This window comes from Cohnella fermenti (assembly GCF_004801405.1).
GTDB classification, from domain to species: domain Bacteria; phylum Bacillota; class Bacilli; order Paenibacillales; family Paenibacillaceae; genus Cohnella; species Cohnella fermenti.
The window spans coordinates 294,125-308,166 of the sequence record NZ_SSOB01000002.1; the positions used below are offsets into that span (position 1 = coordinate 294,125).

General features: G+C 57.3%; 11 protein-coding genes. 6 read left to right on the plus strand and 5 right to left on the minus strand.

Annotated elements, in window-relative coordinates; translation table 11 throughout:
- Positions 1-416: 416 nt before the first annotated feature.
- The 3 genes from E6C55_RS02810 to E6C55_RS02820 form a co-directional block, all read right to left on the minus strand.
- Positions 417-1,580, minus strand: a complete 1,164-nt coding sequence (locus tag E6C55_RS02810) for an SGNH/GDSL hydrolase family protein (protein ID WP_136368242.1) — start codon at positions 1,578-1,580, stop codon at positions 417-419.
- A gap of 151 nt (positions 1,581-1,731) precedes the next feature.
- Positions 1,732-4,590, minus strand: a complete 2,859-nt coding sequence (locus tag E6C55_RS02815; RefSeq protein ID WP_136368243.1) for a glycoside hydrolase family 3 protein — start codon at positions 4,588-4,590, stop codon at positions 1,732-1,734.
- 12 nt (positions 4,591-4,602) lie between these two features.
- Positions 4,603-5,634, minus strand: coding sequence for a LacI family DNA-binding transcriptional regulator (locus E6C55_RS02820; protein ID WP_269145532.1), 1,032 nt, complete (start codon positions 5,632-5,634; stop codon positions 4,603-4,605).
- A gap of 236 nt (positions 5,635-5,870) precedes the next feature.
- Here E6C55_RS02820 and E6C55_RS02825 point away from each other — a divergent pair, with 236 nt between their 5' ends.
- The 4 genes from E6C55_RS02825 (at position 5,871) to E6C55_RS02840 (ending at position 8,573) form a co-directional block, all read left to right on the plus strand.
- Positions 5,871-6,218: a hypothetical protein gene (locus tag E6C55_RS02825; protein WP_136368245.1), complete on the plus strand. Its 348-nt coding sequence runs from the start codon at positions 5,871-5,873 to the stop codon at positions 6,216-6,218.
- Positions 6,219-6,241: 23 nt separating this feature from the next.
- Positions 6,242-6,937 (plus strand): endonuclease/exonuclease/phosphatase family protein, encoded by a 696-nt coding sequence (locus E6C55_RS02830; protein ID WP_136368246.1) that lies wholly within the window; start codon positions 6,242-6,244, stop codon positions 6,935-6,937.
- Positions 6,938-7,328: 391 nt separating this feature from the next.
- Complete coding sequence (locus tag E6C55_RS02835; protein ID WP_136368247.1) at positions 7,329-7,970, plus strand: hypothetical protein; 642 nt, start codon at positions 7,329-7,331, stop codon at positions 7,968-7,970.
- 21 nt (positions 7,971-7,991) lie between these two features.
- Positions 7,992-8,573, plus strand: coding sequence for a zinc metalloprotease (locus E6C55_RS02840; protein WP_136368248.1), 582 nt, complete (start codon positions 7,992-7,994; stop codon positions 8,571-8,573).
- Between the two features lie 700 nt (positions 8,574-9,273).
- On the opposite strand, the gene E6C55_RS02845 is transcribed toward E6C55_RS02840, so the two are convergent.
- Positions 9,274-9,987 (minus strand): response regulator transcription factor, encoded by a 714-nt coding sequence (locus tag E6C55_RS02845; protein ID WP_136368249.1) that lies wholly within the window; start codon positions 9,985-9,987, stop codon positions 9,274-9,276.
- 15 nt (positions 9,988-10,002) lie between these two features.
- A complete protein-coding gene (locus E6C55_RS02850; RefSeq protein ID WP_136368250.1) occupies positions 10,003-11,529 on the minus strand; it encodes a sensor histidine kinase in 1,527 nt (508 codons plus the stop codon).
- A 226-nt stretch (positions 11,530-11,755) separates the two neighbouring features.
- Here E6C55_RS02850 and E6C55_RS02855 point away from each other — a divergent pair, with 226 nt between their 5' ends.
- Together E6C55_RS02855 and E6C55_RS02860 are read left to right on the plus strand one after the other, a co-directional pair.
- The gene (locus tag E6C55_RS02855) at positions 11,756-13,045 is read left to right on the plus strand and encodes an ABC transporter substrate-binding protein (RefSeq protein WP_136368251.1); all 1,290 of its coding nucleotides are present in this window, start codon (positions 11,756-11,758) and stop codon (positions 13,043-13,045) included.
- 102 nt (positions 13,046-13,147) lie between these two features.
- Positions 13,148-14,032 (plus strand): carbohydrate ABC transporter permease, encoded by an 885-nt coding sequence (locus E6C55_RS02860; RefSeq protein ID WP_136368252.1) that lies wholly within the window; start codon positions 13,148-13,150, stop codon positions 14,030-14,032.
- Positions 14,033-14,042: the final 10 nt, after the last annotated feature.

The window sequence follows — 14,042 nt, forward strand, 5'->3', positions numbered from 1 at the left end:
CCCGCCCCCCGGCCCGGTGGACTTTTGCGATTTTATGTGATTTTTCACATTCGTCGGCTTCGATTCCGCCTGATCGAGGCGTTTTATGTGGTTTTTCACATATATGCGGTAATTCGGGCCGGAAATTCCTCCACGAATGTGATTTTTCGCATAAAATCGCGCAAAACACCCGTTATCGCGCCGCTCCAATGTGGTTTTTCACATAAAATTGGGTAGGCCAGCGGCTTCGGCGGGTTCTCCGACGTTACGACGGCTTCCATCCCTCTTGGATGGGCTCGAACGAGACTCCGCGGCCTGCTTATAGGGAGCGCCGTCCCTCTCGCCGCACAGACGAGAGAGACGGCGCTGTTAGTCGTACCAGGACCAGGGTCGCCTCGGTTACTCCAGTATCCCGTAGCCATCCCGGCAATCCTTGCTTAAACCAGGATTCCCTTAAGGTAATCGGTTAGCTCTTCCGCCGCCTTGGCGTGAGCAAGCGCGCCGGGGTGGCTTCGCGCCCCACGCGTTGCTTCCGTCATGTTCGAGAGCTGGAACACCGACACCTTCTTGTCGCCGGATGCCTTCGAGTAGGCGTCCACCGCGCGGTAGATCGCCGGCAGCATCGCGTAGCCGAGCATTCCGTACGCCCAGACGATCCGGGCCTGCGGGTTGTTCTTGCGAAGCTTGGCGAGGAAGCGGCAGGCGGCGGCCTCGAATGCGCCCAGGTCGTCCTCGTTGAAGCTGCCGTCCTCATTCAGCCGCTGCTTGTACGTCCGGCCGGTCGCTTCGTCCGTCCAGGCTGCGTTGTGGAACGCGCCGTTGTCGTTCGTCCCGAGGTTCACGACGATGACGTCCGGCTGCCACGATGCGAAGTCGTGCGGCTCCAGCGCACCCAGCTCCTCGTTCTTCGCGCCGGACAGCGGGCCGCATACTTGCTCGTAGCAATCCGGCAGGTTGCGGCGGGGGTTGTTGTCCCAACTCGTCAGCACGCCCCAGCCGCTCTGCGAGAGTGTCCGATAGTCGGCGTTCAGGGCTGTCGCCGTCCGGCAAGCATAGTTGTCGACCGCGCTGAACCACATCGGAATCCAGTCGAGCTCGGCGATGGCGCCGATCGCGCCTTCTCCCGAGGTGATGCTGTCGCCGATGAATTCCAGCTTAAGCGGCTTATCCTCTATCGGCAGGAACTCGCCGTCGAACCTCACCGCGTGAACCTTCAAGGAGTGGCCGCCGTCATCGCTCATCGCCTGAACATCCTTGACGATCCGCACGTTCTTGACGACATCTGCGTTCATTCCGCGGAAAATGCAGACCCAATGCCGCCCCGCCGTCACCATCTGCCGACCGACCGGCGCCGAATTGATCAGGATGCTGATCCAAGGCTCATACGAGTCGTAATCCGCCTCGAGCTCCACCCACAGCTCCGATCCCTTCGCATTGAACTCCACAGCGCTGCCCGTCCAGAACAGAGCCAACGGATCTCGCCTGGCCGTCGTTCTCCCGTGAACCTTCACATGATCGACCTCGGACAATGCCCGGATTGTCAATTTATCGCCCCAATCGCGTCTGCCGTCTCTGTCGCTCGTATGGTCGTTAGCGTTCATCCGTATCGCCTCCACTCAAGAGTATCTTACGGATTCGCGCTTACGGTCAACCCTTCGGATTCCGCCTGCGGGTTATCCACGACAGCCGCCGGGCCTCCGACCGGCCGCCGCCTCAGCTACGCAACTCAACTTAGCCGCCGTTCCGAATCCCTCAGATCCGCTTGAACTCCAGCCATTCGACGCTCAGCCCCGGCTTGACGGGGATGAGGGTCATCTCGTACAGGCCCGCCTCGAGCTCGACCTTCGCCAGCTTCTGCTTGATCCACTTGCCGCCCGTCCCGTTCGTCTGAACCGTCGCCAGCGGCTTGCCGTTCAGCACAATGTTGCTTGCACTCTGAGCCAGGTCGGATTCCGGCGACATCACGCTCGCAAGCAGGCGGTACGTTCCGGCCCGATCGATCCGGACAAGCGTCGCGCCCGCTTCGGCCAGCTTCACTTGCCCCTGCTCGGACAGATGCCGCACCTCCTGCAGCCCTCGCGTCCCCTGCGCCTCCTGCGTCTTTTTCGCCCCGTGTGCCTTTTGCGCCCCCTCTGCCCCTTCCGTCCCCTCCGCCGCCAAGGCCGGGAAGCTCTCCACCGTCTCCTTGGTCAGCTCCTCCCGGGACGACACCGGCGCATCGAGGATGAAGCGACAGATGTTCATCGCCGACCGCTGCAGCTCGCCGCGGGTCAACGTGCCCGCCTTGAGCGACTCCAGCGTGTTGTCCCCGTAAGCATTGATCTCTGCGCCGTAGTTGCTGACCACCATATAGAGATCGTTCTGCGCGCGCACCATCGCGTTCGTGAGCTTGCGATCCGGCGTGCCGCCGTCGACGGGATCGTTCATGACGGCCCACCAGTCGGTCATGACGATGCCCCGGTAGCCCCACTCCCCGCGCAGAATCGTTGTGTTGAGATCGTAGTTCGACGCCGCCCAATGGCCGTTGATCGGGTTGTAGGACGTCATGATCGAAGTCGCCCCGCCCGTCTTCACCGCGATCTCGAAGCCCTTCAGATAAATCTCGCGCAGCGCCCGTTCCGACACGACCGCGTTCACCTTGCTGCGATACTTCTCCTGATTATTGCAGGCAAAATGCTTCAAAGTCGCGTTGGAGCCACCTTGGCGGATACCCCTCGTACACGCAGCGGCGAAAGCCCCGGTAATAAGCGGGTCCTCGGAGAAGTATTCGAAGTTGCGGCCGTTCAACGGGCTGCGGCGGATGTTCATTCCCGGCCCGAGCAGCGTGTCGATCTCGTTGCGCAGCAGCTCCTGCCCTTCCATCACATACAGGCGCTCGACGAGCTCCGTATTCCAGGTCGCCGCCAGCAGCGTGCCGATCGCGACCTGCGTCGCCTTATACCCGCTGTCCATCCGGATGCCGGACGGCCCGTCCGCCGTGCAAGCAACCGGAATGCCGTAGCCGAGCAGGCTGTCGCTGACGCCGCCGAAGGCGGACGCCGTTCCCGGCGTAACGAGCGGGCTGACCATGCCCTCGCCCCGAACGATCGTCGCCAGCTCCTCGTCGTTCAACTGGGCGACGAACGCCTCCAGCGCGATCCGGCCGGCGGCGACGTCCTTCAGCTTGTGGCCGCGATCGCCGGTCTGCTCCAGCGTCTGCGGCAGGCGGCTCTTGATCCGCTCCGCCATCGACACCTTGCGCTGCGGCGCCTGCTCGTAGGCGAGCTCATAGGAGCCGTCCGCCTTGCGGGCACCCGGCTTCAATCGCGACAAGGCTTCCGTCGGAGCCATCGCCTCCTCGAGCTGCTCCACGATCCGCAGCGCATCCACCGCATAGCCTTCGCCGCCGCCCTCGAAGGCGACTGCGCTCAGCTTCTTGACGCTGGTTCCCGCATACAACCGGTAGACGCCTTCCTCAAGCACGTACGCCGACCCGTTGCCCGTCACGCCCGCGTCGTCGTAGGAAGCCATCGCCCGAACCGGCAAGACAAGCGTCAAACGCTGCGATTCGCCCGGCTGCAGCACCTTCGTCTTCGCGAAGGCGCCGAGCGCGCGCGCCGGCTTGCCCAGCTTCCCTTGCGGAGCTTCGTAGTAGAGCTGGACCGCTTCCTGTCCGGCATACATTGTTCCGGTATTCGTCACAGTCGCTTCGATCGCAATAACGTCGTTATTTTCCACATGGGCATGCCCCGGCTCCACCCGGAACGTCGTGTACGACAGCCCGAAGCCGAACTCGAACTGCACGCGCTCCGGCCGGAACGTCTCGAAGTAACGGTAGCCGACATAGATGTCCTCTTCGTAAGGACTCGTGAATTCGTTCCCGTAATTGCGAGTCGACGGATAATCCGAGATGGAATAGGCGATCGTATCGGTCAGCTTGCCGCTCGGGGTCACGTCTCCGGCCAGCACGTCGGCGATCGCGTTGCCGCCCTCCATGCCGCCATGCCAGGAATAAATGACGGCGGCGATCGGATGAACATAGTCCTCGTCGTTCAGCCAGCTCATGTCGATGATGTTGGACACGTTCAGCACCACGACCGTCTGCTCGAAGGAAGCCGTTACCTTCTTCAGCATGTCCGCTTCGTCCGGCGTAAGCCGATAGCTGCCCGGCTCGTCGGCATTGTCCTGGTCCTCGCCCGCCGTGCGTCCGATGACGACAATCGCCTTGTTCGCCCGGCCCCTCGCGGCCGTCACAAGCTCCTCGGTCAGCGGCATCTCCTTCTGATGCCAAGGCTCGGCCGCCCAGCCGCCGCCCCCGTTGTCGAACGGATTCTCCTCGATCCAGCGCTCGTAGACGGCGGCCAGCTCCTCGTCGACCCGGACGCCTTCCTTGCTCCTCAATCCGTTCAGCAGGTTCGTCGTGTAGGCCACGTGCACGCTTCCGCCGGACCCCGTGCCGCTTCGATAATAGTTCACCTGCACCCGTCCGAAAATCGCGACGCGATCCGCCGGCAGAAGCGGAAGCGCCCGCCCTTCGTTGCGGAGCAGCACCGCTCCTTCCGCGGCCACGGCGCGGCTGAATTCGGCGAAGCCTTCCAGCGGAACTCCGATAAAGTTCGTGCTTGTGCTCATAGGTATTCCTCCCTAGTTTGGTTGCTCTTGCTTCTTATCGGGCAATGGACGAACGGAGCCGCCCTCCACCAGTCGCACGTATACCCGCTCCGGCTCCAACGGCTCGCCGTCGATCAGCTTCAGCAATTGCTCGGCGGCCACAGCTCCCCACTTCGTGAGCGAGTAGTCGATCGTCGCCAGCTTCGGGCGCATGTACCGTCCCGGCTCGATGTTATCGAAGCCGATCAGGTGAACGTGCTCGCCGACCTGAAGGGAAGTATGCTCCTCCAGGTATTCGTACAGGCCGATCGCCATCTCGTCGTTGAGGCAGAAGACGCCGGACGGCCGATCGTATTCGTCCGCAATTGTTTTGCCCGCCGCATAGCCGGACTTCTTCTGGAAGCTGCCGGGAATCATCCTGAACTCCGTTCCCGGCGAACGGTCCATCACTTGCCGGACGGCCCGCAAGCGCTGTCTCGCATCGTAGGCATCCTCCGGCCCGCCGACGACATAAATTCTCTCGTATCCTTGCTCAAGCAGATGCTCCATGGCCAGCGAAGCTCCCGCCTTGTTGTCGAGGAGCACCTGATTGATATGCGGATGGGCCAGCTCCCGGTCCAGCACGACCAGCTTGTGGCCGCGCTCCGCGTAGTCCAGCAGCTCCTCGTCGGTGAATTCCGAATCGAGCACAATCGTTCCGTCGAACGTCCGCTCCGGAATAAGCCGGTGCGAACGCATCCCGCTGCAGACGATAAGATCGTACCCCCTCCGGTTCAGCTCGTCCTTGACGCCTTGGAGCAGACTCCCGTAGAAGTGCCCTCCGTAATTCGTCAGGTAGATGCCGACCAGCATCGACTCCCGCTTCTTCAGCCTTCGCGCCGCTCCGTGGGGAACGTAGCCCAACTCGTCCGCAATCGCGAGAATCCGTTCGGCCGTCTCCTTCATAATCCGTTCGCTGCCGTTAAGCGCGTAGGAGACGGTAGAGATGGAGACGCCCGCCTTCTTCGCAATATCCTTAATGCTCGTCATGAGCGGCTTCCTCCGTTCGGATAGACGTGTGGCGATTCGGGTCGAAACGTTTCAAATCAAGGCTTTTCATTGGCGGAACTCCGCCTTTCCAGCCGTTTCGGTGCCTTATCGTTCTAACTTTATCTCAGATACCACCCGATTTCAACCTAAAATCGTCGTTTGACGGCTGCCGGAAGCGGATTTATAATCGTATTCGAAACGTTTCGATAAAACGCATTCACCAGAATCCCTAAACTCCACTAAAACCTTAGAAGAAAGAAGGCTGACGCCCCATGACAACACCGCTCCCGCCTCTTGACGGAGCCCCGCGCGGGAAGCTGCCCGACTTCGTCATGGCGCCGACCGATCCGGTGCTGACGAACCCGCTCATCGACTCCGGCCAGTTCATGCCGATCGACGAGTTGTTCGACAAGTACGCGAACCAGATCTGGAAGGATCACGCCGCCGCGCATCCGGAGTGGAACCTGCTTCGTCAATCCGGGCTGGAGACGTTCAACAAGATCATCTACAACAAGCTCCCGATCGACGCGTTCGACACGTTCGTCTCCAACTGGAAGACCAACGGCGGTGATCAGATCACCCTGGATGTGAACGACTGGTTCAAGTCCGTCTCGCAATGAGTCGCGAGTGGCACGGAACAATCATGACCTTCAACCTGAGGTCAACGTGGAATCCGACGGCGACGACGCCTGGCCGCGACGGCGGATGGGATGGCGAGCACTGCGCGATTCTCTACAAGAAGAGCGAGTGGCGCGTCGTCGAGCAGGGCAGCTTCGCCCTGTCGGATACGCCTGACCGCCTGGGAGGTCTGTGCTGGAACGCCGTCTACCCGCGAATGTCCACCTGGACCCGGCTCCGGCGCCCGATGTCGGGCGCGGACGGGGCGGCGGACTTGACGACGGCGAACTTGAACGCAGACCGGGCGGTCGAGCCCTTCGAGCTGGCCGTGTTCAACACCCACTTGGACGACAGCAGCGAGGAATCGCAGACCAAAGGCATGGAGATCATCAAAGCCAGAGCTGGCCTTCTGAGGCAGCGGGCAGCGCTGCCCGTCGTCATCGCCGGCGACCTGAACGTGTCTCCGGGGCATCCCGTGATCCGCAGCTTGCAGGAATTCGGCTGCCGGGACGGGTACTCGGCGGCGGCCGGGAGCCAGGAGCAGGTGCCCGGATGCACCTCCCACGCCTTCGCCGGCGAGACGGAGGGAGAGCCGATCGACTACGTCTTCGCCTCCCCGGAGCTTCGCCTCGAGAGCCTCGTCGTCGATCGCTCCCGCCACGAGGGACGTTACCCGTCCGATCACTATCCGGTCGTGGCCAAGCTCTCGGCAACTCCATAACGCCCAGAAAGCCGTTCCACCGTCCGAGAAGACGGGGAACGGCTTTTTGTTGCATGTGCGCTGCCCGATAAAGCCCGCGCCATGCGCCTGACCCGACGATCCACGCGATTTGCCAATTTATACACTCTTGATTGCACTCGGATTTATGTGAGGTTTAATGAATCGTTATGGGATACCTACCCAAATTATTTTAATAGGTATTTACTTTTAGCCCACTATAATATACATTTTGATTATAAATGGAATCTCTTACTATTATAACTTGGCATCTAATTTATTGAGCGCTACTGAATTAGATGCACACTTCAAACGAATGGTGGTTGGATTGTGAAAAAGAGGAAAAGGGCTGACGCATTCGCCTATTTAACCCCAATGATTGGAGGAAGTATTTATGAAATATAAAACAAAACTCAAGTTAGTTGTCTGCACTATTTTGTTTTCTACAATTACCATCTCTACATGGGCAATAACCAATTCGAATAATAATAAATCAGATGCTGTAGAGCATCCCACCACCGTCAACACTGTAGGTAGAATTAATGCTTCGCTTCAGGTTTTACCGATAAATGAATCCATCGACAAAGCAGATCTCATTGCAAAAGTAGAAATAGTCAAAACTGAAAAAGAAATTTCGAAACCTAGCCAAAAGACCATTTTAGCTGCAAAAATCATTGAAACTATTAAAGCTGATTCTAGGAACGAAAACATTGACGTTATACACATTCTTCAAAATGGAAATTCGACGGCTCTCATTAATGGAAACAAAATATTTCAACCTGCCGAACAATATGTCCTTTTCTTAAAACGTGCCGTAGGAGAGGAATATGATCTCACGAATACCTATTGGATTCTTGGTGAAGAAACAAATATCTACGAAGATTTGGGCAATGGTCTGTTATCTAAGTGGGCATTAACAGATGCAGACTTAACTGAAGTTGAAGAAAAACAAACTGCCAGCAAGAACGCCGTAAGCGGAACACAGATCCTTAGCGAAGATAAGTTCAAGGCGTTCATCCAAAATACACAAGACTAAACAGACAAAGAGGTGATTATTATGATTAGAAAATTACTAACAGTCATGTTACTTATTTCTATAATCATGCCAGCAACCGTATCTGCTCACCCCGTTGGTTCCCCATGTTCTCCAGGGAGCGATACCGCAACAGTAGGCTATGTAGTGGATTGTTTCAACCACCAGGCAAATGCATCATTTAACTATCGAATAGACTCTGGCGTTACTACACTCTATTCTGGTTACGTAACTACCGGCGCGGCAAATTGGAATGCTACTGGAATTGTTTCTATCTCGAAAAGTATTACTTCTACTTCACAAGGATATGTATATACTTATACAGATCCTAATACCTCCTACCAGGCAACATTCGGTTTTATTACCTCTGATTCCAATGGCCATTTGATAAGTTGGACCATTATGCTCAACAAGTCATTAATGGACGGATATTCTGATGCAAAAAACAAGGAAATTGCAACACACGAATTTGGCCATGCAATAGGCTTAAATGACTTAACCAATTTCTCGAATAGTGACAAGCTTATGTATTCTTTCAGTTCTCGTACTGCATCGACTCCAACGACTAAGGATCAAAACGGGGCAATAGAGGCTACTAAGCACTAAATTTTTATATTTGAAATCGTAAAGTCCTTGATTGAGTAAAATCGATCAGGGACTTATTTTTATTGACTTTTATAGAGAACCTCTATAAGAATTTGGGAGTTTAATTGTGAAAAATCAAATTCGTTCAGAGGTTAGAGGGCTTAGAGATACAATGAATGTGAAAAGTTCTGTGGCAACAAAGAACGTTGTCACCCCTTACAATAAAAAGTTTTCATATGCGGGCCATCCGTGATTATAAAAAGCCCACTCTAGCGTGAATACTGAAATCGCGTGTGAAAAACCGTTCTATTGCGCCGTGGAGAATTGCCTATTGTAGCCCCATATAGTACGTGTATTAAATTACACGCGCTTAGGCGCATGATTTGTATGAAAACATTGGGGGTAAACTTTCCCCTAGGCGGAGAAATGTCTGAGCAGAGAAGTTAAAAGGTATTTGACGTACATCTGACAAATGGGATACAACGTTGTTACAATCCGTTAGCGAATGGTCTATCCATTTTGGGGTTTGCCTAAATCTGTTATAGACCGACTTTTGTGGGGTTTAACATAAGCGGAAAATTTTTCAACTCAAAGATGTGGACATATGTGGAAAATCCAAATTGCTCGCTATCGCGCCTCGCCAAAGTAATTTTTCGCATAAAGTCCCGACAGCCGACGACATCACCATCACACCACAGTCTTCACCTCCTCCCGCTCCCTCCTACTCCGTCCGAAGAGGAAGGCTCCCCTTGCGCTGCGCCAGAATCTCCGGGATGTGCAGCTCCCGCAGCACCGCGACGACCTCCTGCACGCTGATCTTCTCGAACTTCTTCAGGATGCTGTGGATCTGCGACTTCAGCGTCGAAGGCTCGACGTGGCGCATCCGGCAGATCTCCTGGCGGCTGTAATCCTTCAGCAGCAGGTCGAGCACCTCGAGCTCGGTCGGCGTGAGCTGCGTCAGGATGTGGAAGTTGCGCAGCAGGCTGTCCTCGTTCGTCTTGATCCGCTTGAACTCGCGGGTGATTTTGCCCGCGATGTTCGCATGCAGCGACGGCACGCCGCGGTAGGCGTCCTTCACGGCGGTCCGAATCTCCTCGGCGGGCATGTTCTTCAGCAGGTAGTTCGTCGCCCCGAGCTCGAAGGCGCGGAAAACCGTGTCGTCAGTCTCGCACACAGTGAGCATCACAATCTTGATGTCTGGCATGTAGGCCAGAATCTCGGACGTCGCCCGCAGCCCCGCCTGCTTGTCCTCCAGCTCGATGTCCATCAGGATGACGTCCGGTCGGTGGAGCGCCGCAAGCATCGTCCCCTCGTACCCGCTGGCCGCCCGGCCGACGAATTCGAGCTGCGGGTCCTTGGACAGAATCATCTGATAGCGCTTGGATATGAGGTTGTCGTCCTCGACGATGAGCACCTTGATGACGGGTTCGCTCATACGCGTCTCGCCCCCTTATATCTTGGATGTCCGAAGCAAGGGCATCACGATCCGGAAGGAGGTGCCCTCTCCCGGCTTGCTGACGGCCCCGATCTTGCCCCCGTGCGTCGTCACGATGGAGTGGCTGAGCGACAGCCCGACTCCCCAGTTCGTCGCCGTCGGCTTGGACGAGAAGAACGGCTGGAAGATCTCCGCGAGATGCTCCTCGGGAATGCCGACTCCGTTGTCGCGGACGATCAGCTCCACCCACTTATGCTTGACGTTCGTCTCGATGTCGATCCGCCTCGAGTTCTCCGGCACGCTCGCCAGCGCTTCCGCCGCGTTCGCGAGAAGATTCTCGAGCACCTGCGAGAAATAATAAGGATCGGCCATAATCGTGATCGGCTGCGGCCTCGGTTCGTAATGAACATTGATCCGCTTAAGTCTCGGCGCCAGCTCCGCAAGCAATCGGCCCAGCAGCTCTTGCAGCAGCACCGGTTCCAGCTCCATTTTCGACTTCATGGTCTTCTTGTGAACATCGTCCAGCCGATCGTAGATGCCCCGGCACCGCTGCTCGATGACCTTGATCTCCCGGACGACCTCCGGCGACTCCTCGCACATGGCCTCCAGGAATTCCGTCTGCGCCATGATGCCGAGCAGCTCGTTCTTCATGTAATGACTGTACACTCTTGAGGTTAGCACAGCCGAATCGATGTTGCGAGAGATGACCGATTCCTGGTTGCGGATACGGTTCTGGATACGGGCGTACTTCACGATGCCGTACAGGCTGACGAACAGGCAGCAGCCGACGATATAAGGAAGCAGCGCGTACATCGACGGATTGCCCACCAGGTTGATCGGCTTGAAGCGAACGAAGCGGGCCGCCTTGGACACCGTGATCAGCACGTCGGGCGCCCAGAAGTTGATGTAGTAGTAGGTCACTTGAAGGGAGACGTAGCTGATCAGGATCATCGCGATGTTGCTGCGGATCTGCCTCAGCTTGGGAGCGTCGAAGAACGCATACACAAGGAGGAAAATCCCCCCGCCAATATAGCCCGTATTCAAGACGAAGGTGACGCGATGGATAAGCTCGTAGGCGGCGACGAACGCCTGCGACGTCATGACGTCCGGATACAGCCGGTAATACAGCGCTTCATAGAAGGAAGGATCGTACAGGACGATCTGGACGACGCAAGGAACGGCGAGCAGCGACAGGAGCCTGCGGCTCTTGGCTCCGGTGAGATTAAACGCGAAGAAGACGGCGGAGAGCAGCCCGCAGTACAGGAACGACATCGAGAAGACGTTCATCCCCCGGATGAGCATATACCGCGAGATCGGCAGGTAGAGCAGTTGATTCTGCAAGTCGCGGGTAATGCCGAAGAACCCGTACAGACGGTAATAGTAATAGGCGTCCTTCGCCATGTAGGTCATGATACCGCTTACGACAAGCAGGAAGGACAAGCCCATGCCCAGCATAAACAGCGTCGCCCTCGTATATTTCTGCTGGGTGAGGCAGAAGATGGCTATGGCGAAGAAGAGCAGGAACATGAAGAAGATGAACATCGCGGCCCCATCCTTCCGGTCGATCCGAACTCGATTTGAACTCGATCTGAACTATTCTAAGGCCGTCCCGGGTGCTTGGCTAGGTTGAAGTTTTATCCCCCCCGCCGCGCCGGCATCGCGGCGAATCCGGGGGCCTGCGCCGACGGAGGGGGACAAAAGATCAACCTTATCCCGGCCTCCGATTGATTGTACGATTAAGGCATCAACGAATCAGGAGGGGTTAAATGTGAGAAAGAGAAGTTATGCAGGCCTGTTGCTGACCGCCGCCCTCGCCGTAACCGCAGCCGGATGCGGCTCCGATAACGAAAGCGCTCCGAGCGGCGAAGCCGGCGCCGAGAAGGTCGTCCTCACCTATTATACCTGGACGGACGAAGCCGACTACATGCAGAAGATTGTGGACGCTTTCAACGCGCAGAACAGCGACATCGAGGTCAAGATGACGACGGTGAGCAACGACGCCGACGAATACAACACCAAGATCATGACGAACCTGTCCGGCGGCTCCGACATGGACGTCTACAGCATCAACGGCACGGCGAGCCTCGGCCTGTTCTCCTCGAAGAACCAGCTGCTCGAGCTGACGGACCGGATCAAAGCCGCGAACGTGGACATCGGCGCTTACGGCCCGAGCTTCCAGGATATCACCTCGACGCTGACGGACGGCAAGTATTACGCGCTGCCGTACCGGACCTCCCAGTACGCCCTGTTCTACAATAAGGCTATCTTCGACAAGGAAGGCCTTCCTTATCCGACGCAGATGACGTGGGACGAATACGCGGACCTCGCCAAGCAAATGACGAAGGGCGAAGGCGCGGACAAGCAGTGGGGCGGCTATTACGCCGACTGGATGATCGCCCCGCTGGGAGCGCTGCAGCAAGGCGCCACCATTCTGGACGACGATCTGACCCCCGTGCAGAATTGGCTGACCTTCCTCGACCGGATCTACTATCAGGACCAGTCGCACATGAGCTACAAGCAGATGAAGGCGGAGAGCACCGACTGGATCAAGCAGTTCGAGAGCGGCAACGTCGCCATGCTCGTCAACGGCGAATGGACCGTCAACATGCTGAAGGCGGACATCGCCGCCGGCAAGACGGACATCGACTTCGACATGACGCTGCTGCCGCAGCCGGAAGGCGTGTCCGACCCGACGACGGTCGGCGGGGTGAGCACGTTCATGGGCATCAACCCGAAGGGCAAGAACCTCGACGCCGCCTTCAAGTTCGTGCAATTCGTCACGGGCGAGCAGGGCGAGTCGATCATCGCCGAGTCCAGCGTGCTGCCGGCCTACTCCAGCGACGCGACGAAGGAAGCGTTCCTGAACGCGACCGGCATCCAGGGCAGCGGCGCCTTCTTCGAAGCGAACACCGTCGTCGAGAATCAGCCCGTCGCGAACATCAATGACGTGAACGCGGCCTTCAGCGAGCAGCGCGACCTGTTCCTCTTCCAGGAGCAAGACGCGGCCAAGACGACCGACGAATTCATCAAGCAACGCCAGTCGGCGCTCGGCCAATAAGAAGCTATCCATGACGCTATCCCATCGGCTGCCGCTCAATTGCCTGACGGCAGCCGATGCCGTTCCGAAGCGCCCGACTGACGTCCATAAGGAGTGATCGCATTGAAGCGACGTCTGCCCTACAGAGACTACGCGACCGGGACGCTGTTCATCCTTCCGGCGTTCGTTCTGTTTGCCGTCTTTATTCTCTACCCGCTTGTCTACGGCTTCTACATGAGCTTCACCGACTACGGCGGCTTCAACATCAAGCCGAACTTCACGGGCCTCGCCAATTACAAGAAGCTGCTCGGGGATGCGTACTTCCAGATCTCCTTGAAGAACAACCTGATCTACACTGCCTTGTTCGTTCCCTTGACGATGCTGTTCGCCCTGCTCGCGGCCATCGCCCTGAACAGCGTCCTGCACCTTCGCCAATACTTGCGGGTCGCCTTCTACTTCCCTTACATCACGTCGATGGTGTCCATCGCGATCGTGTGGGGACTTCTGCTCAACCCGGAGCGCGGCCCCGTCAACCATATCCTGAAGGCCATCGGCATCGCGCACCCGCCGGAATGGCTGATGTCCTCCGACTGGGCACTGGTCGCCGTCGTGCTCGTCGCGGTGTGGAAGAGCTTCGGCTACTACATGATCATCCTGCTCGCCGGGCTTCAGGGCATTCCCGAATACTTGTACGAATCCGCCCGGCTCGACGGCGCCGGCCGGTTCAAGCAGTTCCTCTACATCACGCTGCCGAGCCTGTCTCCGACGCTGTTCATGGTGCTTGTCCTGACGGTCATCAACTCGTTCCAGGTGTTCGACCTCGTGTCGGTCATGACCGACGGCGGGCCGGGGCGGTCGACGAACGTGCTCGTGTTCCGCATCTACCAGGAGGCGTTTATCCACTACCGGATGGGCTATGCCGCTTCGATGTCCGTCGTGCTGTTCCTGATCATCATGATCATCTCGATTGTGCAATTCCGTCTGGAGCGAAAATGGGTGACCTACTAGAGAGGAGAAG